The organism is Bradyrhizobium dasycarpum (assembly GCF_042019905.1).
Taxonomy (GTDB): Bacteria; Pseudomonadota; Alphaproteobacteria; order Rhizobiales; family Xanthobacteraceae; genus Bradyrhizobium; species Bradyrhizobium japonicum_B.
The window spans coordinates 127,669-147,225 of sequence record NZ_CP169574.1 but is presented as its reverse complement, the minus strand read 5'-3'; the positions used below and the strand labels follow the sequence as shown (position 1 = coordinate 147,225).

The following is a 19,557-nucleotide window of genomic DNA, read 5'->3' as shown; positions in this document are numbered from 1 at the left end:
CGGCAGCCTGTGATTCGCCGTGGCGCCCCCAGTTCGAATCAGGCGAACTCGAGGGCCTCGGCGCCGCAACGGTACGGGATGCAACCACGCGGAAACCCTTGGTATAGTCTTGAACTGCTTCGTCGATGCGGCAGACGTCGGGTGGTCGACCTGTCAGCGACACCGATGTCCCGGGCCGCAAGGCCGCTCGGAACGGAATCGTGGGGTGAAACGATGTGGGCCTTTTTCGAACGTCTCCTCGACTCGTCCATGCTTTCGCCGCACGGCATCTGCCTGTTGTGGGAACCCGAGCTGATCTGGCTTCACGTCGCCGCCGACGCCTGCATCGCCGCCGCCTATTTTTCGATCCCGATTGCCCTCGCAATCCTGGTCACCAAGCGGCGCGACCTCAAATTCGGCTGGGTCTACTGGGGCTTCGCAATCTTCATCATGGCGTGCGGCCTGACCCATGTGCTGTCGATCTACACGCTCTGGGTCCCGATCTACGGCATCGAGGGCATCGTCAAGGCGGCGACCGCGGTGGCCTCCGTGGTCACGGCGGGCGCGCTCTGGCCGCTGCTGCCGAAGATTCTGGCGATCCCCTCGCCGTTCGAGCTGCGGCAGGTCCAGGCCGCGCTCGAGGAGGAGGAAATCAAGAGCCGCGACGCCGCGCTGCTGCTCCAGCAGATCAGCGACGCGCAGCGCGCGATGCGCGAGAGCATGACGCGCCTCACCGCCATCGTCGAGACCGCGGTCGATGGCGTCATCCTGTTCGATGCGCAGGACCGCCTCCTGCTGTTCAACCCGGCCTGCGAGCGCCTGTTCGGCTATTCCGCCGACGAGGTGATGGGCCGGAACGTCAGGATGCTGATGCCCGAGGCGGGCAGCCAGGCGAGTCATTTCGCGACCGCCGGCGAGGCCATTGGTCTGCGCAAGGACGGATCGACCTTTCCGATGGACGTGTCGGTCGGCAAGGCGCGGCAGGACGGCGAGTTGATCTTCGTCGGCATCGTCCACGACCTCACCGCGCGCAAGCTGACCGAGCGGCAGCTGCAGCAGGCGCAGAAGATGGAGACGGTCGGCCAGCTCTCCGGCGGCATCGCCCACGACTTCAACAACCTGCTGACCGTCATCATCGGCAATGCCGAGCATTTGAGCGAGCAGCTCAAGGCGAGGCCCGATCTGCGGCGCTTCGCCGACGACATCTGCCAGTCGGGCGAACGCGGCGCCGAGCTGACGCAGCGGCTGCTCGCATTCAGCCGCCGCCAGTTGCTGCAGCCTCAGACGGTCGATTGCCGGGGCCTGCTCGAGTCCATGTTCAAGCTGCTCAAGCGCACCTTGCGCGAAGACATCGAGATCAAGACGATCTCCGGGCCCGGCACGATCCTGGCCTTCGCGGATCGCGCCCAGCTCGAATCCGCCGTGCTGAACCTGGCGCTCAATGCGCAGGATGCCATGCCGGCCGGAGGTCACTTGACCCTGGCCACGGAGTTGACGATGCTCGACGAGGAGTATCGCGCCGTTCACCCCGAAGTCGCATCCGGGGCTTACGCCTTGATCGCGATCGCCGACGACGGCGAAGGCATGACGCCCGATGTCGCCCAGCGCGCCTTCGAGCCGTTCTTCACGACCAAGGAGGTCGGCAAGGGCTCGGGTCTCGGCCTCAGCATGGTCTATGGCTTTGCCAAGCAATCAGGCGGCCATGTCTCGATCTACAGCGAGAAAGGCCTCGGGACGACCGTCCGGATCTACCTGCCGCGCGCGGACAAAGGACAATGGCAGGCCGACCTCTCCGACGGCGAGGACGCGGCCCCGCGGGGCTACGAGACGATCCTGATCGCAGAGGACGATCCGTTCGTTCGCTCCTCCACCATTCGCCGGGTGGAGGCGCTCGGATATCGCGTCGTCGCCGCGGTCAACGGCAAGGACGCGTTGCAGCAGCTGCGCACCGACCCCGGCATCGACATGCTGTTCACCGACATCGTGATGCCCGGCGGCATGAGCGGCTGGGAGCTCGCCGAGCAGGCGCGGCGGATTCGCCCCTCGCTGCCGGTCCTGTTCACCTCGGGCTACGCATTGGAGACCCTGGTCGAGCAGGGCCGCGCCCACGCGCAGGCAATCGTGCTGACCAAGCCCTATCGCAAGGCCGAGCTTGCCCAGCGGCTGAGAGACGCATTCGCCGCCGCGACCGTGGCGTCCTGATTTGGAGCCTCGGGCCGGCCGGCCGGCAAGCCCGCTTGCTAAATCGTGCCGGGTTTGGCCTATTAGCCGGAAGAATACGCTTTCGGAGTGCCCGCGATGGTTCCTTTTTTCGTCCAGATCAAATGCAAGCTCGGCCAGTCCTACACGGTCGCCAATGCGCTCGCCGAAGCCGAGATCGCCTCCGAGATCTACTCTACGGCCGGCCAATACGACCTGCTCGTGAAGTTCTATGTCGACAAGGACACCGACATCGGCCATTTCGTCAACGAGAAGGTGCAGGTGCTGCCGGGCATCCAGGACACCCTCACCATCATCACGTTCAAGGCGTTTGGCGCCAGCTAGCGCGCCGCTAGCCGGCTTCCTTGCCGGCTTCCTTGCGTTTGGGCCGCGGCGGACCGTCCACCGGCGGCAGCGATTTGAGGTACTCCGCCATCGCCGCAATATCCTCGTCGGGCAGTTGCGAGGTGTTCTTGATCACGCGCGTCATCGCGCCGCCGACGCTGTCACCGTCGGGCAGTTCGCCGTTCTTGAGGAAATAGGCGATATCCTTCACGCTCCACTCGCCGAGCCGCTTCTGGGTAATGTTGGGCACCCAACCCTCGCCTTCGGGATTGGGCCCGCCGGCGAAGCGCTGGCTCGAGATGATGCCGCCGAGCGCATTGCGCGGGCTGTGGCATTCGGCGCAATGGCCAAAGCTGTTGACGAGATAGGCGCCGCGTTTGAATTGCGGTGACTTGCTGCTGTCGGCGATGAGCGGCTTGTCGTCCAGGAACAGGAACTTCCAGATGCCGACATTACGCCGGATGTCGAAGGGAAACTGCATGTCGTGGTCGCGCACCTTGCCGGTCACGGGGGGCAGCGTCTTCAAGTAGGCGAAGAGATCGAGCACGTCCTCACGCCTGGCGTGCTGATAGGACGTGTAGGGGAAGGCGGGAAAATAGTGCTGCCCGCCCGGCGAGACGCCGTACATCACTGCGTTGACGAAGTCGGCGTCCGTCCATTTGCCGATGCCGTCGTTCGGATCCGGAGAGATGTTCGGCGCATAGAACGTTCCGAACGGCGACTTGATCGCGACGCCGCCACCGAGCCTGCCACGATCGGGCTGGTCGGGCGTGGCATGGCAGGACGCGCAGCCCCCGGCGTTGAACATCACCTCGCCATTGGCAAGGTTGGCCACATGGGCCGGCGCGTTGCCCGCGGCCGCTACCTTCGGCGCGCTGAGCCACCAATAGGCGCCTGCGGCAACGAGCGCCGCGAGCAGCCCGATGAGAATTGTTCGTTGCAACATGCAGATCCATTCAATCGTCGCGGCGAACTTATGGCCGATGTCGTCGCGGCTCCAGCCACGAAGAATTTAGCCCGCCTCGGCCGGACACGGGAATAAACTGAAATGCCGGCTGTTGGAAGTTTGCCAGCCCGAACGGGTTCAGCAGGGAGAATGTCATGAACAAGACCGTCATTGCCGCCCTGGCGCTCGGTGCCGTGACCTTCGCAGGCCCGGCCAGTGCCGAAAAACTCAAAGCAACGCTCGACGGCAAGTCCGAGGTGCCGCCAACCGCCGGCAGCGGCACCGGAACCGCCGAACTGAACTATGATGCCGCCAGCAAGAAGCTGTCCTGGACCGTCACTTATTCCGGACTCTCCGGTCCCGCCACCGCCGCGCATTTCCACGGGCCCGCCGAAGCCGGCAAGAATGCCGGCGTCGCGGTCGCGATCCCGAATGCGGCCGCAAGTCCGGTCAAGGGCGAAGCGACGCTGACGGATGCGCAGGCCGCCGATCTGCTCGGCGGCAAGTATTACATCAACATCCACACCGCGGCCAATCCGGGCGGCGAGATCCGCGGTCAGGTGACGAAGTAAGCCGCAACGCTGCTTCGTCGCGAAGGTCGGGCGCAGGGAGGGGGCGCCCGGCCTTTTCGATATTGAGCGCGCTCAGGCCGCGTTCAGCGCCTGCGCGAGGTCGGCGATCAGGTCGGACGGGTTCTCGATGCCGATCGACAGCCGGATCGTGGAATCGAGCACGCCGATCTTGTGGCGGATGTCGGCGGGAACGCCGGAATGGGTCATGGTCGCGGGCAGGCTCGCAAGCGATTCGGTGCCGCCGAGACTCACCGCCAGCTTGAGGATCTGCAGCGCGTTGAGGAATTTGACCGCCGCGTCCTTGCCGCCGACGATGTCGAACGAGAACGTCGACCCCGCCCCGAGGCACTGCCGCGCGAAGACGCGACCCGCCGGCGAAGCCTCCTCGTGATGACCGAGGTAATGGACCTTGGCCACCTTGGGGTGATCGCGCAGATAATCCGCCACGAGGCGCGCGTTGCTGTTGGCCTTCTCCATGCGCAGGCTCAGCGTCTCGAGCGAGCGGTTGATCATCCAGCAGGAATGCGGATCGAGCTGGGTGCCGATGGCGCCGCGCAGCGCCTTGATGCCTTTCATGATCGCCTTCGAGCCGAGCGCGGCACCCGCGATCAGGTCGGAGTGACCGCCGACGTATTTGGTCAACGAATACAGCGACAGGTCCGCACCGTGCTCGATCGGGCGCTGAAACACCGGGCCCAGCAGCGTGTTGTCGCAGGCGATCACCGGCGTGTGCCCCTGCGCCTTTCCGATGGACTCGGCGACACGCCGAATCATGGCGACATCGACCAGGCCGTTGGTCGGGTTGGCCGGGGTTTCGATCAGGATCATCGAAACGCGGCCCTTGGCCATGGCCTCCTCCGAGGCCTGCCTGACGGCTGCTTCGTCGATCCCGTCGGCGAAGCCGGCGGCGCCGATCGACAGACGCGCCAGCGTGTTGGTCAGCAGCGTTTCGGTCCCGCCGTAGAGCGGCTGCGAGTGCAGAATGACGTCGCCGGGGCGGACGAAGGCGAGGATCGTGGTGGCGATCGCCGCCATGCCGGACGAGAACAGCGCGCAGCTCTCGGTGCGTTCGTAGATCGCGAGCCTGTCCTCGACGATCTCGCTGTTGGGATGATTGAAGCGCGAATAGACGAGGCCCGCGCCCATGCCTGCGGGCGGCTCGCGCCGGCCGGCGACGTAATCGAAGAAGTCCTGCCCGTCATCGGCCGTCTTGAACACGAAGGTGGAGGTCAGGAACACCGGCGGCTTGATGGCGCCTTCGGACAATTGCGGGTCATAGCCATAGGTCAGCATCAGCGTTTCGGGATGCAGCATGTGGTTGCCGATGTGCGTCTTCGACGGAAACGGTTTTGCCATGGCCTGTCTCGCTGTTGATTGAGATCCTCGCCGCGCGCTGGAACTCCCGACGTCATGAGGCAATCGGGAAAGAGACGCGACTCGTCGCATCAACGCCGCGGCCGCTGCTGCGAACATAACCGTTCGGACGGCGATCCGTCAGACCTTGTAAACGGAAAAAGCTTGTAAACGGAAAAGGGCGGCTGCTTCGCAACCGCCCTTTCTGAATTCCGAGTAGCCCGGATGGAGCGCAAGCGTAATCCGGGACGGACGATCGACTCGGACAGCCCTCCGGATTGCGCTTCGCTCCATCCGGGCTACGAAGCTTTTCTTTGGTCTCAGCTGTTCTTGATGCGGTAGGTTTCGTGGCAGCCGCCGCATTCCTTGCCGATCGCGGGCATGCTCGCCTTGAGCGAATCCAGGTCCTTGATCTTGCCCTTGGCCTCGCTGACGACCTTGGCGAAGCTCGCGATCTTCGCGTCGAAGCCGGCCTTGTCCTCCCAGACCTTCGGCGAGGTCGAGTAGTCGCCGTCGAGCTTCACGCCTTTGGCGCTGGCCGGAAACAGGTTCGGCAGCTTCTTGGCGGTATCCTCGAACTGCGCCAGCGCGCTGTCCACGGTCGCCTGGTCGTAAGGCTTCTCGCCCTTCACCATCGCCGACATCGCGCCGGCGTTCTTGCCGTTGCCCTTCATGAGGGTCTGAACTTGCTTGGCGGAATCCTGTTGCGCCCAGACCGCGCCCATCCCGAGCAGCAGCGCGCTCCCGACGATCAATACTCGCTTCATTCGCAAATCCCTTTCCCTGATGCAGGATCGTGCCGACCCCTGAATGGCCAACACCGATTGGCAGATTTCATTCCATCCGGAGCGGGACGATAAATCGTCGCACTCCGGATCAATTGAGCTGAGCCCGCAAGACGCGTTCCGCGTTTGCCTGGACTTACAGGCTGTGGCGACGGTGATGCTCGCTGATGGCGATCCACACCCGCTCCGGCGTCGCCGGCATGTCGATGTGGTCGATCTTGTATTCGCGCCAGAGCGCGTCGACGATGGCATTGACGATGGCCGGACAGGAGCCGATCGCGCCGGCCTCGCCCGCTCCCTTCACGCCCATCGGATTGGTCTTGCACGGGACGTTGTGGGTCTCGAACACGAAGGCCGGGCCGTCAGCCGCGCGCGGCAGCGCGTAGTCCATGTAGGTCGCGGTGATGAGCTGGCCGTCGGTGGCGCCATAGACCACCTGCTCCATCAGCGCCTGGCCGATGCCCTGCATGGCGCCGCCATGCACCTGGCCGGCCAGCAGCAGCGGATTGAGCGTCTTGCCGAAATCATCGACGATCACATAGTTGACGATCTTGATGATGCCGGTGGCCGGATCGATCTCGACTTCCGCGACATGGGTGCCGTTGGGATAGGTGCCGTCGGCGCTGGCGAAAGTCGCGCTGCCGTTCAGCTTCGACGGATCGACGCCGGGCCGCTTGGCAAGATCGGCAAACGAGATCGAACGGTCGGTGCCGGCGATCCGCACCACGCCCTCGGCTATCTCGAGGTCGCCGGCGCCGGCCTCCAGCGCCTGCGCCGCGATCTCCTTCAGCCTCGAACCGAGCTCGCGCGTGGCACGCTCGACGCTGACGCCGCCCGAGGGGATCGAGGCCGAGCCGCCGGTGCCGAGACCGGTCTTGATCTCGTCGGTATCGCCCTGATGGATGTGGACACGCTCGGGCGCGACGCCGAACTGCTCGGCGACGATCTGGGCGTAGGCGGTCTGGTGGCCCTGCCCGCTCGATTGCGTGCCGATCAGGATGGTGACATCGCCATTGGGATCAAGCCGCACATTGGCGGTCTCCTCGCCCATGGTGCCGCAGACCTCGACGTAGCTCGCCAGCCCGATGCCGCGGATCAGGCCGGCCTTCTTGGCCGCCTTGGCGCGCTTGGGAAATTCCTTCCACTCGGCAATCTCCATGGCGCGCTTCAGATGCGCGGCGAAGTCGCCGGAATCGTAGACCTTGCCCGTGGCCGTCTTATAGGGCAGCGCCTTCGGCGGGATGAAGTTCTTGCGGCGGACGGCATCCGGCGTCATGTCGAGCTTGCGCGCGCAGGCGTCGACGAGGCGCTCGATGACATAGGCAGCCTCGGGCCGGCCCGCACCGCGATAGGCATCCACCGGCACGCTGTGGGTAAAGACGGTGCGCACCCGGCAATGGAAGGCCTGGATGTCGTAGAGGCCCGGCAACATGCCGGCGCCGCCATGCGGGATGTAGGGCCCGAAGGTCGACAGATACGCGCCCATGTCGCCCATCAGGTCGCAATCCATCGCGAGAAACTTGCCGTCCTCCGCCAGCGCCATCTTCGCGGTGGTGACGTTGTCGCGGCCCTGCGCGTCGCCCATGAAATGCTCGGAGCGGTCGGCCGCCCATTTCACCGTCTTCTTCAGTTTCTTGGCCGCGACCGCCATCAGGGCGTATTCGCGGTACGGGAACAGCTTGGTGCCGAAGCCGCCGCCGACGTCGGGACAGATCACCCGCATCTTCTCGGTGGGGATGTTGAGCACGTTCTGGCACAGGATGTCGCGCAGCCGATGGCTACCCTGGCTGCCGACCGTCAGCGTCAGATGGTCGCGCTTGGAATCGTATTCGCAGACCGCCGCCCGCGTCTCCATGAAGCTCGCGACCACGCGCGGATTGACGATCGAGATCTCGGCGACCGCATGCGCCTTGGCGAAGGCCGCTTCGGTAGCAGCCTTGTCGCCGATCGAGACGTCGAACAGGACGTTGCCCGGCTTGTCCGGCCAGACCTGCGGCGCGCCCTTCTTCACGGCGTTGACGACGCCGGTGACCGCCGGCAGCGGGCTCCATTTGACCTCGATCGCCTCGATCGCGTCGCGCGCCTGGTCGATGGTCTCGGCGACCACGAAGGCGATGGCATCGCCGACGTGGCGCACCTCGTCCTTGGCCAGGATCGGGTAAGGCGGTCCCGTGAACGGATCGGTCTCGAGATTGAACAGGCAGGGCAGATTGCCGAGATCCGCAACGTCCTCTGCCGTCAGGATCAGCGCGACGCCGGGCAGGCCGCGGGCGCGGCTCACGTCGATGGTGTATTTGGCATGCGCATGCGGCGAGCGCAGCATCAGGCAGCGCAGCGCGGCCTGCGGCGCATAATCGTCGGTATAGCGGCCCTTGCCGCGGATGAGCGCGTCATCCTCCTTGCGCAGCACGCTTTGGCCAACGCCGAACTTGATGGGAGCCGCCATTTTCTGATCCCGTCCTATGGTTGTTTTGCGGGCATATTGCCGTGGAAAAACTGGCAAGGCAAACGGGTTTAGGCAGCCGTTCCCCATTGAGCCAATGATTCGAAGCCACCTCGGCGGTTCTGGCGCGAGCCGGCCGCGTAGCCGTGTCAGAAGTGCATCAGCGGCTCATTTTCCTGACCATAAGGTACTTATCATATGTGGCGTCACCTATCCGGACGGCAGCTGGATCCGTGCCGTAGACCTCGAACCCGTTGCGTTCATAGGTCCTCATTGCAGCGGTTGCTTCGCACAGGACCTCAAGATGGACCTGCTCGACGCGTGCCTCGGCATGGGCAAGAAGCTGCTTGATGAGTCGATCCCCGATCCCCTGACCACGGCCACCCTCCCTCACATAAACCGTAAAGATGTGGCCCCTGTGCCGCGAACGCCGATCTGAGGACACGTAGAAGCCGGCGACCCCAATCAGATTTCCGCGCTCAAAGGCGCTGAGGATCGCGCCACTCAGCCAATGGCGATAGGCCGCCAGCATCGCCTCGCCGCCCTCGTCCTCTTCACGAGAACCAAAGGTTTGAGGATGCGTCCGAAGCGCTTCCGCGCGAATGTCGCGAAAGAGGTCGAGATCATCGACCGTCAATCGTCGGACGTCCACGTTCTGGGCACGGCCAGCATGCGATGTCACGATCGCCACCTCTCCTTTATCCGACTCAAGGCCGGCAGACACTGGTGCCTGTCACATCCCACCACGGCCCCACAGAGTCCTCGTGCTGTCTTTCAATCTCTCGATGGCGCGTTCGGGCACGATGCAGTCGATCTCGCCACGCGTCAAACCGACGTCCACCAGCTCCCTGTCGCTCAGGTCGTGCAAGCTGACCCGTGAGCGCGGCCGCCACTCCTGAAACCCCTGCCAGTATCGCCTGAGCAGGCTCAAAGCGATGGAGAGATCGAGGCCGCGCCTTGCGGCGTCGACCTCAATTTCGGGTGAGATGTTCGTCAGTTGGGGTGGCATCGCACACTCCTGCTGTTGAGCCGGCAGGGAGCGTGGCCAAAGAAAAGGCCCCGTCCGATGCCGGCGGGGCCTGGTGGAAAAGATGTCGTCGAATTCCTAGCGCACGACTCCTCCCACCGCCCAGCCGAAGCGGGTGATGTGGTTGCGGTTGAAGGTGCGCGACGATTTGATCATGAGGCATCGATACCACGGCGATCGCGCAAAATCAATAGATGTGCGGATGTTGGTTGCAGCCTGGAGGCGAGCACACTGCCTGCCTAACCCCGCACCAGCGAGACCAGCCAAGCGCGGCCGAACAGGATGAGGATCGCGAGCCCATAGACGATCGTGCCGCCGACCGCGAGCAGGACCAACATCAATTCATCTCGCAAATGTATCGAGCCTAGGAAGGGACCGCCAAAGCGCGCCATGAGCCAGAAGGCGGCGGCGAGGATCAGCCCGGTCAGCAGGAATTTGCCGAGCGACATCAGCCAGGCGCGATCGAGTACGAGAAAGCCGCGCCGCACGGCGAAGAACAGCACCAGCAGGAGATTGGTCCAGACACCGATGGCGGTCGCCAGTGCGAGGCCGATCTGCGCGAGCGACCCCATCAAGGCGACCTTCAGTGCGACGTTGACGGCAATACCGGTCAGCGACGCCCGCACCGGCGTCGCGGTGTCCTTGCGCGCATAGAAGGTCGCGACGGCGCTGCGGATCAGCACGAAGGGGATCAGGCCGATGGCGTAGGCGGCGAGCGTGCTGCCTGCGGCCACCGCGTCCGCCTTGGAGAACGCCCCGCGTGCGAACAGCGCGCGCATGATCTCGTCGGGCACGGTGAGAAAGGCCGCCACGAACGGGATCGAGAACAGCAGCGTGAAATCGAAGGCGCGGCGCTGCGCCTTCATCGCGCCGTCCTGGTCGTTGGCGGTGATGCGCCGCGACATTTCCGGCAGCAGCACCGTGCCGATGGCGATACCGATGACGCCGATCGGGAGCTGATTGAGCCGGTCGGCATAATACAGCGCCGACAGCGCGCCGGCAGGCAGGAAGGTTGCGATGATGGTGTCGGCGAACAGCGCGACCTGTGTGCCCATCGAGCCCAGTGTCGCCGGGCCCAGCGCCTTGAAGAAGCCGCGGACGTCCTCGTCGAGCTTCAGCGGTGCAAAACGCGGCAGGCCGCCATGACGGGCGAGGTCGCCCGCGAGCAGGAAATATTGCAGGAAGCCCGAAATGAGCACGCCCCAGGCGGCGGCGTGGCCCGCGGTCGGAAACCAGGCGGCGAGCGCCAGCGTCATCATCATCGCGACGTTGAGGAAGATCGACGCCGCCGCGGCGCTGGCAAAGCGCTGCATCACGTTGAGCATGCCGCCATAGAGCGTCACCAGCGTGATCAGCAGCAGATAGGGAAAGGTGATCCGGGTCAGCTCGATCGCGAGCTTGCGCTGCTCGGCGTCGTCAGAAAAGCCCGGTGCGAGGATGCTCATGGCCTGCGGCATGAACAGCCAGGCGACGACCAGCAGCAGGACCTGTGAAGCCAACAACAGCGTGAAGATGCGATCGGCGAACAGATGAGCTGCCGCCTCCCCCTTCTCGCCATGGACATGCGCGTAGGCCGGCACCCAGGCGGCGTTGAAGGCCCCCTCGGCGAAGATCGCGCGGAAATGATTGGGCAGCCGCAGCGCCACGAAGAAGGCATCGGCCACGGGACCGGCGCCGAGGATCGCCGCCAGCATGATGTCGCGGGCAAATCCCGTCAGCCGCGAGAGCAGCGTGTAACCACCAACCGTGAAGATGCGTCCGAGCATGCGTCTGTTCTAGAGCATGTCAGGAATAGGTCTAGGTGCAAACCACGGCGCAGGTACGCTCCCTCCCCGCTTGCGGGGAGGGCTGGGGAGAGGGTTGTCTCAACAACGAAGACTCCCCCAGAGGAGAGACCCCTCACCCGGCGCTTCGCGCCACCCTCTCCCGCACGCGGGAGAGGGGAAGAAAGCAAGATCACCCCGCCAGCGCGCCGCGGACGGCGGCGATGATTCGTTCCTGGTCGGCCTCGGTCAGATAGGCATGCATTGGCAGGCTGATGACGTCCTGTGAGAGGCTCTCGCAAGCCGGCAGGCCGCCATCGGCAACCGGGTATTGCTTGTAGGCGGTCTGCTGATGCATCGACTTGCCGTAATAAATCGCGGTCGGCACGCCCTGGGCTTTCAGCGCGGCGGCAAAGCCGTCGCGGTCGATGCCTTTGGGCAGGCGGATCGTGTACTGCGCCCAGACCGAGGTATTGCCCGGCGCCAGGCGCGGCACGGTGACGACGTTGCTGAGCCCGCGCGCGTAGCGCTCGGCGACCTTGTTGCGGGCGGCGATCTCGTCGTCGAAGATCTTCAGCTTCTCGATCAGGACCGCGGCCTGCATGGTGTCGAGCCGGCCGGTCAGGCCGAGCCGGACGTTGTCGTATTTGTCGACGCCCTGCCCGTGCACGCGGATGCTGCGCAGCGTTGCCGCGAGCTCGTCGTCGTCGGTGAAGATCGCGCCGCCGTCGCCGAAGCAGCCGAGCGGCTTTGCCGGGAAGAAGCTGGTCGCGGTGGCGAGCCCGAAGGTGCCGAGCTTGCGGCCCTTGTAGCTGGCGCCGAAACCTTGCGCGGCGTCGTCGAGCACGAACAGGCCCTCGGCTTTTGCGATCTCGGCGATGGCGTCGTGATCGGCGGGCTGGCCGAACAAATCGACCGGAATCACTGCGACCGGCTTGAGGCCGGCCTTGCGCGCGGTGGCGATGCCGCGCTTCAGCGAGTCCGGGCTCATGTTGAAGGTGGCCTCGTCGACGTCGACATAAACAGGCGTCGCGCCGGTGCGCGCTACCGGCGAGGCTGTCGCGATGAAGGTGAAGGACGGACACAGCACGGCATCGCCGGGCCCGACATTCTTCGCCATCATCACCATCAGGATCGCGTCGGTGCCGCTGGCACAGCCGATGACATGCTTGGCGCCTGAATAGGCGGCGAGCTGCTTCTCGAGCTCGAACACTTCAGGCCCGTTGACGAACTGGCAATGGTCCATCACGCGCTTGACGGCGGCATCGAGCGAGGCGCCGAGCCGGCGGCGCTGCGAGGCGACGTCGATGAAGGGAATGGGTTCGGAGCGCAGATGCTGGTTCATGGCCTGGTTCTTGGCGCCTTGCTGGTCTTGAGCGGTCGGCATGGACAGGGATCAGCCGGCGATGCGGCGCGGCCCCTTGAGGGCGGGCGATTTGGCCGCGGGCCGCGACGGCGTCTCCAGGCACTGGGTGGCGATCTCGAGGCTGGCGACGCCTTCGTCGCCAGTGACGGCCGGCGTCTCGCCGTTGCGCACCGCCTTGAGGAACGCGATCAGTTCGGCGCGGAGCGGCTCGTCATGGCCGACCGGCAGGTGCCGCATCGAATAGCTGCCATCGGGCTTGAAGCCGAAGCACTCGGTGACCTGGCGCGTCAAGAGATCGCCCATCACATATTTGCCGCGGGTCGCGACCGTGACGCTGCGCGCCTTGAACGGCGTCAGCCAGTTGGTATTGATGTGGGCGAGCACGCCGTTGGCGGTGCGGAACTGCAACAGCGCGATGTCCTCGCGCTCGGCCACCGCGCTCGACAGCTGCGGCTGCACCTCGACGATGTCGGATTCGGTGAACCAGCGGATCAGGTCGATGTCGTGCACGGCCAGGTCGATGACGACGCCGACATTGGACATGCGCGGCGGGAACGGGCCGACGCGGGTGATCGCGATGGAGAGAATGTCCTCGCCCGCGATGGCCTGCTTGACGGCGGCAACCGCCGGATTGAAGCGCTCGACATGGCCGACCATCAGCGTCACGCCGGCCTTGTGCGCGGCGGCAACGATCTCGCGGCCCTCCGCCACCGTGGAGGCGATCGGCTTCTCGACCAGGACATGGATGTTCCTGGCGATGCAGGCGAGCGCGACCTCGTGATGCAGATGGGTCGGCGCGGCGATGGTCACCGCGTCGACACCGGCGGCGATGAGCTGGTCGAGCGTCTCGAAGCTCGGGCAATTGGCCAGTTCCGTGGCCCGGGCCCGATGCGTGTGCGAGGGATCGACGACGCCGACGAGGCTGATGCCGGGCAGGCCGCTGAGCACACGCGCATGGTTGCTGCCCATCACGCCGGCGCCAATGACGCCGACGCGCAAGCCGGCCTTTGCCGGTGCAGATCCTTTGGAACTCATCTGAGCAAACCCCGATTCAACGCAAATCCCCGGCGCGCTTCTAGCACGGACGCCACATTTGTGGCGAATGCCGCCCTCGCGGCCCGGACACGATTTGATTCAAAAAGTTACACGTTCCCCGGGCCTTAGGCGGAAGAATATCGCCTGTTGGCCCGGGGCTCGTGATTCGGAGCTTGGTGGTTACGACCTTTGATAGTCGTCTTCAATCCGGATGATGTCGTCTTCCCCGAGATAGCTTCCGGTCTGGACCTCGATCAGCTCCAGCTGGATCTTGCCCGGATTCTCCATGCGGTGGACGGCGCCCATCGGAATGTAGATCGACTCGTTCTCGTGCACCGTCTTGACGGTCTCGTTGACGGTGACCTGCGCGGTGCCGCGGACCACGATCCAGTGCTCGGCGCGATGGTGATGTTTCTGCAGCGACAGCCGCCCGCCCGGCTTCACCACGATGCGCTTGACCTGGTGGCGCTCGCCGTTGTCGACGGACTGGTAGCTGCCCCAGGGCCGGTGCACCTTGAGATGCTCCTCCGTCACCTTCGGCGCGACCGCCTTCAGCTTGGTGACGAGACGCTTCCAGGCCGTTGGCGTCCTTCTGGCGCGAGACCAGCACGGCATCGGCGGTTGCGACCACGACGAGATCGTCGACGCCTTCGAGCGCGACCAGCGCCTGGTCGGTGGTGACGTTGCAATTGCGCGAATCCTCGAACACCGCGGCACCGTGCGCGGCGTTGCCCTGCGCGTCCTTCTCGGACAATTCCCACACCGCGTGCCAGGAGCCGACGTCGGACCAGCCGCAGGACACCGGCACCACCGCCGCGCGCGAGGTCTTCTCCATCACGGCATAGTCGATCGAGATCGCCTTCGCCGCGCCGAATGCCTCCGGCTCCAGCGTGACGAAGCCGAGATCGCGGCCGGCATTGGTGACCGCATTGGTGACCGCCTCGACGCTTGCCGGATCGACCTTGCGGTACTCGTCGAGCAGGACGCTCGCCGGGAACATGAAGTTGCCGCTGTTCCAGAGATAGCCCGAATTGACGTAGTCGGACGCCTTTACCGCGTCCGGCTTCTCGACGAAGCGCGCGACCGCATGCACCTCGCCGGAGATCACCTCGCCCGGATTGATGTAGCCGTATTCGGTCGCCGGCCGCTCCGGCTTGACGCCGAAGGTGACGATGCGCCCGGTGCTCGCGGCGGCAAGGCCCTCGCGGCAGGCGGCGACGAAGGCGGCATTGTCCTGCACGACGTGATCGGCGGCGAGCGCGAGCACGATGGCTTCACTGGCGCGATTCTGCGCGAACACCGCGCCGGCCGCGATCGCAGGCCCGGAATCGCGGCGCATCGGCTCGAGGATCACGTCGGCCTCGATGCCGATCTCGGCGAGCTGCTCCAGCACCATGAAGCGATAGGACGCGTTGGTGATGACGATCGGCCGGTCGAACAGCTGGGGATCGGAGACGCGCAGCAGCGTGTCCTGGAAGGTCGAGCGCGTGCCGAACAGCGGCAGGAACTGCTTGGGCCGCACCTCGCGCGACGCCGGCCACAGCCGCGTGCCGGCGCCGCCGCACATGATCAGGGGGATTATGCGTTTGTCCATCGTCATCTCAAACCTTGAAATAGTCCCGATACCAGGTGACAAAATTGTGGACCCCATGCTCGATCGGCGTTGACGGTGCAAAGCCGGTGTCGCGCATCAGATCCTCGACATGCGCGAACGTTTCCAGCACATCTCCCGGCTGCATCGGCAGCAATTCTTTGATCGCCGTCCGGCCCAGCTCCCGCTCCAGAAGACCGACGACGTGCATCAGTTCCTCCGGATGGTGATTGCCGACATTGTAGAGCTTAAACGGCGCATTTGCGGCAGAAGGATCCTCCGCCGGCACAAGATCGATCAGCCTGGATACGACACGTGTGACATCGTCGATATAGGTGAAGTCGCGACGCATCCTGCCATGGTTGAAGAGCCGGATCGGCTTGCCGGCCATGATGGCGCTCGCGAACAGAAACATGGCCATGTCGGGCCGTCCCCACGGCCCGTAGATGGTAAAGAAGCGCAGGCCCGTGACCGGCAGGCGATAGAGATGGCTGTAGGACTGCGCCATCACCTCGTTCGCCTTCTTGGTCGCGGCGTAGAAGCTCACCGGATGATCGGTGCGGTCCGCAACCGCAAATGGCATTTTTGTGTTGGCGCCGTAAACGGAGGATGACGAGGCGTAGACGAGATGACGAGCGCCATTGTTGCGGCAGCCCTCGAGCACGTTGAGAAATCCGACGAGATTGGACTCGGCATAGGCGTGCGGCTGCTCGATCGAGTAGCGCACGCCGGCCTGCGCCGCCAGATGCACGACTTTGGCAAAACGATGTTGCGCGAACAGCGCGGCCATCGTGGCGCGGTCGGCAAGATCGGCCTCGACGAAAGAGAAGCGGGCCTCCTCCTTGAGCAGCGCAAGTCGCGCCTTTTTCAGCGCCGGATCGTAATAGCTGTTGAGATTATCGAGCCCGACGACTGACCGGCCTTCGCCCAGGAGCTGGCGGGCGACGTGAAAGCCGATGAAGCCGGCCGCGCCGGTAACCAAAATCGCCTGATCTGTCATCCTGTTCCCTGGGGATCCAAGCCGACCCTGTTTAGCCGCCGGCTCGATCGGCTCGCAATAGGCCCGCAGCGCTTCATGAGGACTCCTCTCAGCGTCCTTAACGCGGCTAGTGAACGAGGGCTATCGAACAAGGGCTATTGCAAGATCGGCGCCAAAACCATACCAAAGCGGCCGAATTCGGCGCCTTGCGTCGGGTTGCCTCAAATCTTCGCAAACCCAGTTCATGCGGGCGAAATGCGCCGAATCCTGCTTTCCGCGGCCAAAATCACGATTTCCGCGGCGCTGCTCTATCTGGCGCTGCGCAAGGTCGACCTATCCGAGCTGTTTTCGCGTTTCACCGTGACCAGCCTGCTCTGGATCGGCGTGGCGATCGCGATCACGTTTCTGCAGATCCTCGTCGGCGTGCTGCGCTGGCGCGAGATCAGTGCTGTCTGCGGCGCGCCGCTCGAGCTCGGCCGTGCCATGCGCTACAACGTGATCGGCTCGTTCTTCAACCAGACCCTGCCGTCGGCGATCGGCGGCGACGCGGTCCGGCTGTGGCTGGTCGCGCGCGCCGGCGCCGGCTGGCGTGCGGCCACCTACTCGATCTTCGTCGACCGCGCCATCGGCCTGATCGCGCTGGCGATTCTCATCGTCGCGAGCCTGCCCTGGAGCTACACCCTCATCACCGACCCGCACGGGCGCTCGGCGCTGCTGCTCATCGACCTCCTGGCGCTCACCGGCGGCGTCGGCTTCCTGATCTTCGGCGCCCTGAAATGGCGCTGGCTCAAGACCTGGTGGGCCACGCATCATCTTCACGCCTGCGCGGTGATCGCCAACCGCGTGATCTTCAATCGCAGCCGCGGACCGGTGATCGCGCTCCTGTCGATCCTCGTTCACGTGCTCGCCGTCGTCATCGCCTGGTGCGTGGTGCAGTCGATTGCGGCCCCGGTTCGCTTCAGCGACGTCTTTCTGCTCGTGCCGCCCGTGATGCTGATCACGATGATGCCGATCTCGATCGCCGGCTGGGGCGTGCGTGAAGCCACGATGGGCCTGGCGTTCGGCTTCGCCGGACTTGCCGCCAACGAGGGCGTCAACATCTCGCTGCTGTACGGCGCCGTGTTCTTCATCGTCGGCGCGGTCGGTGGCCTGGTCTGGATCCTCAGCGCCGAAAAGGCCGCGCAAGGCACCGCTCCGATCGGGGTGCCGGAGTGAGCTCGGCCGCCGATGCGCTTCCCGGCGCCGCCCTGCTGCTTGCCGTCGCGGCCGCAGCGCTGATCTCGGGGCTCGTCACCTGGATCAGCCGTCCCCTGTTGCAGCGCTACGCGCTGGCGCGGCCGAATGCACGGTCCTCGCATCGCGTCCCGACCCCGCAGGGCGCGGGCATCGCGGTGCTCGCCGCGACGCTGATCGTCGCCTCGCTCTGGGGGGCCTCAGCCAATGTCGCGATCCCGCCGGCGCTGGTCGCTGCGACGGTCGTGATCGCGCTGGTCGGCTTCGCCGACGACATCGTGTCCCTGCCCGTGCTGGTACGGCTGGTGCTGCAGGCCGCCTGCGTCGGCGCCGTGGTATTGACCGCGCCCGAGAGCGCGCGCATCGTGCCGGCGCTGCCGCTGCCCCTGGAGCGCGGCCTCGTCGTCCTTGCCGGTGTCTGGTTCGTGAACCTCGTCAACTTCATGGACGGGCTGGACCTGATGACGGTGGCGGAAGTCGTGCCGGTCACCGCCGCCCTGCTGCTGCTGGGAATGCTCGGGAGGTCTCCCGTGGCCGGCCGTGCTGCTCGCCACCGCGCTGTGCGGCGCCATGCTCGGCTTTGTGCCGTTCAACCGTCCGGTCGCAAAGGTCTTCCTCGGCGATGTCGGCAGCCTGCCGATCGGCCTGTTGCTCGGCTGGTGCCTGCTGGAGCTCGCCTGGCACGGCCAACCCGCCGCAGCACTGCTGCTGCCGGCCTATTACCTTGCGGATTCCACCATCACGCTGTTTCGGCGCATCATCAGGCGCGAGCCATTCTGGTCGGCGCACCGCACCCACTTCTATCAACGCGCAACCGACAACGGGTTCACGGTCCCGCAGGTGATCGGCGAGGTGTTCGCGCTCAATCTCGTGCTGGCGATGCTTGCCATCGTCACCGTTCGCGCCGGCTCGACGACGATCATTGTTGCGTCCCTGGTTGCAGGCGCGGTCGCCGTCGGTTTCGTGCTGCGGCGCTTTTCCCGCCCTCAGGCGTCCTGATCCGACAGCGCCAGCCGCACCCCTCCTCGAGGGAGACCTGCGGCTGCCATCCGGTGGCGATCGCCTTGGAGATGTCGAGCTCGAGCGAGCCGATCAGCCCGTCCTGCATCTCCTGACGGCCCATCACGCGGAGCACCGCGCCGAGCAGGTTCGGCGGGACGCCGAACAGCCGGGCAGTCTTGCCGGAGGCTCGCGCCATGCAGGCGATGAATTCAGGCGTCGAGACCCGCTCCCGGTCGGCCAGCAGGAAGATCTCGAAATTGCTCGCCGTGTCAGGATGGCGTAGCCGATGCAGGATGAATGACGACAGGTTCTGCACGGCAAGAAAGTTGCGGCGATTGCGGATCGCCGCAAAGGGCAGCGGCAGCCCCAGCCTGATTGCGCGCGCCAGCAGCGGGAAGTTGCCCTTGGCGTGCGCGCCGTAGATCAGCGGTGGCCTGATCACCGAGATTTTCATGTCGACGTCGCGCGCCAGCGTCCTCAAGCCCGCCTCGGCCGCGGCCTTGGATGTGCCGTAGAGGCCACGCGGCGTCGGCGAGTCGTTCTCGCTGAACGGCGCGCGGCCATCATTGCTGCGGCCATGTACCAGAACGGTGCTGATGAAGATGAAATGACGCACGCCAGCCGTTGCTGCGCAGCCTGCCAGGCGCAGCGTGCCCTCGACATTGACCTTGCGGTAGAGCTCGGCCGCGTGCTCGTCGTTCTTGTAGTGCACGCGTGCGGCCAGATGGATGACGGCGTCGACGCCCTCGAGCGCCGCCTGCCAATCGGTTTCGGGACCGATCGAGCCGATCACGACCTCGCCGTCAGCCCCTTCCGAGCTGCGCACCGCGCGGCGAACCGACCAGCCCTCGCATGTCAATGCGCGCACGACGTGACGACCGACGAAGCCGCTCGCTCCCGTCACCAGCGCGACCGGCTTCGTCTCGCTCATCGTTGCTC

General features: G+C 65.2%; 15 protein-coding genes and 2 pseudogenes. 5 read left to right on the top strand and 12 right to left on the bottom strand.

What is annotated here, in order from left to right:
* The first annotated feature begins 249 nt into the window (after positions 1–249).
* Entirely contained in the window at positions 250–2,181 is a 1,932-nt protein-coding gene (locus tag ACETMP_RS00665; protein WP_375159539.1) for a PAS domain S-box protein, read from the top strand.
* A 96-nt stretch (positions 2,182–2,277) separates the two neighbouring features.
* Positions 2,278–2,523, top strand: a complete 246-nt coding sequence (locus tag ACETMP_RS00660; protein WP_018317369.1) for an Lrp/AsnC family transcriptional regulator — start codon at positions 2,278–2,280, stop codon at positions 2,521–2,523.
* A gap of 7 nt (positions 2,524–2,530) precedes the next feature.
* Here ACETMP_RS00660 and ACETMP_RS00655 read toward each other — a convergent pair whose 3' ends face one another.
* A complete protein-coding gene (locus ACETMP_RS00655; RefSeq protein ID WP_375159538.1) occupies positions 2,531–3,469 on the bottom strand; it encodes a c-type cytochrome in 939 nt (312 codons plus the stop codon).
* Positions 3,470–3,624: 155 nt separating this feature from the next.
* On the opposite strand from ACETMP_RS00655, the gene ACETMP_RS00650 reads away from it, so the two are divergent.
* On the top strand, positions 3,625–4,041 hold the full coding sequence (locus ACETMP_RS00650; protein ID WP_257196304.1) for a CHRD domain-containing protein: 417 nt from the start codon (positions 3,625–3,627) through the stop codon (positions 4,039–4,041).
* A 72-nt stretch (positions 4,042–4,113) separates the two neighbouring features.
* On the opposite strand, the gene ACETMP_RS00645 is transcribed toward ACETMP_RS00650, so the two are convergent.
* The 10 genes and pseudogenes from ACETMP_RS00645 to ACETMP_RS00600 all read right to left on the bottom strand — a co-directional run bounded on the left by ACETMP_RS00645 (position 4,114) and on the right by ACETMP_RS00600 (position 16,404).
* The gene (locus tag ACETMP_RS00645) at positions 4,114–5,397 is read right to left on the bottom strand and encodes a cystathionine gamma-synthase family protein (RefSeq protein WP_375159537.1); all 1,284 of its coding nucleotides are present in this window, start codon (positions 5,395–5,397) and stop codon (positions 4,114–4,116) included.
* Between the two features lie 317 nt (positions 5,398–5,714).
* A complete protein-coding gene (locus ACETMP_RS00640) occupies positions 5,715–6,161 on the bottom strand; it encodes a c-type cytochrome (protein WP_375159536.1) in 447 nt (148 codons plus the stop codon).
* Between the two features lie 154 nt (positions 6,162–6,315).
* Entirely contained in the window at positions 6,316–8,625 is a 2,310-nt protein-coding gene (locus tag ACETMP_RS00635; RefSeq protein ID WP_375159535.1) for a xanthine dehydrogenase family protein molybdopterin-binding subunit, read from the bottom strand.
* Positions 8,626–8,782: 157 nt separating this feature from the next.
* Complete coding sequence (locus ACETMP_RS00630; protein ID WP_375159534.1) at positions 8,783–9,313, bottom strand: GNAT family N-acetyltransferase; 531 nt, start codon at positions 9,311–9,313, stop codon at positions 8,783–8,785.
* A gap of 42 nt (positions 9,314–9,355) precedes the next feature.
* On the bottom strand, positions 9,356–9,631 hold the full coding sequence (locus tag ACETMP_RS00625; protein ID WP_375159533.1) for a DUF1127 domain-containing protein: 276 nt from the start codon (positions 9,629–9,631) through the stop codon (positions 9,356–9,358).
* Between the two features lie 257 nt (positions 9,632–9,888).
* Complete coding sequence (murJ, locus tag ACETMP_RS00620; RefSeq protein ID WP_375159532.1) at positions 9,889–11,415, bottom strand: murein biosynthesis integral membrane protein MurJ; 1,527 nt, start codon at positions 11,413–11,415, stop codon at positions 9,889–9,891.
* 190 nt (positions 11,416–11,605) lie between these two features.
* Positions 11,606–12,757, bottom strand: coding sequence for a DegT/DnrJ/EryC1/StrS family aminotransferase (locus ACETMP_RS00615; RefSeq protein WP_375162055.1), 1,152 nt, complete (start codon positions 12,755–12,757; stop codon positions 11,606–11,608).
* 51 nt (positions 12,758–12,808) lie between these two features.
* On the bottom strand, positions 12,809–13,813 hold the full coding sequence (locus ACETMP_RS00610) for a Gfo/Idh/MocA family oxidoreductase (protein WP_375159531.1): 1,005 nt from the start codon (positions 13,811–13,813) through the stop codon (positions 12,809–12,811).
* A gap of 180 nt (positions 13,814–13,993) precedes the next feature.
* Positions 13,994–15,407 (bottom strand): annotated as a pseudogene (locus tag ACETMP_RS00605) (mannose-1-phosphate guanylyltransferase/mannose-6-phosphate isomerase).
* A 7-nt stretch (positions 15,408–15,414) separates the two neighbouring features.
* Entirely contained in the window at positions 15,415–16,404 is a 990-nt protein-coding gene (locus ACETMP_RS00600; RefSeq protein ID WP_375159530.1) for an NAD-dependent epimerase, read from the bottom strand.
* Between the two features lie 234 nt (positions 16,405–16,638).
* Here ACETMP_RS00600 and ACETMP_RS00595 point away from each other — a divergent pair, with 234 nt between their 5' ends.
* Both ACETMP_RS00595 and ACETMP_RS00590 read left to right on the top strand, forming a co-directional pair.
* Complete coding sequence (locus ACETMP_RS00595; protein ID WP_375159529.1) at positions 16,639–17,598, top strand: lysylphosphatidylglycerol synthase transmembrane domain-containing protein; 960 nt, start codon at positions 16,639–16,641, stop codon at positions 17,596–17,598.
* Positions 17,595–18,615: pseudogene (locus ACETMP_RS00590) on the top strand (glycosyltransferase family 4 protein). The gene ACETMP_RS00595 and the pseudogene ACETMP_RS00590 overlap by 4 nt, the downstream one beginning before the upstream one ends.
* Here the strand turns inward: ACETMP_RS00590 and ACETMP_RS00585 are convergent.
* Positions 18,536–19,549, bottom strand: a complete 1,014-nt coding sequence (locus tag ACETMP_RS00585; protein ID WP_375159528.1) for an NAD-dependent epimerase/dehydratase family protein — start codon at positions 19,547–19,549, stop codon at positions 18,536–18,538. The pseudogene ACETMP_RS00590 and the gene ACETMP_RS00585 overlap by 80 nt on opposite strands.
* Positions 19,550–19,557: the final 8 nt, after the last annotated feature.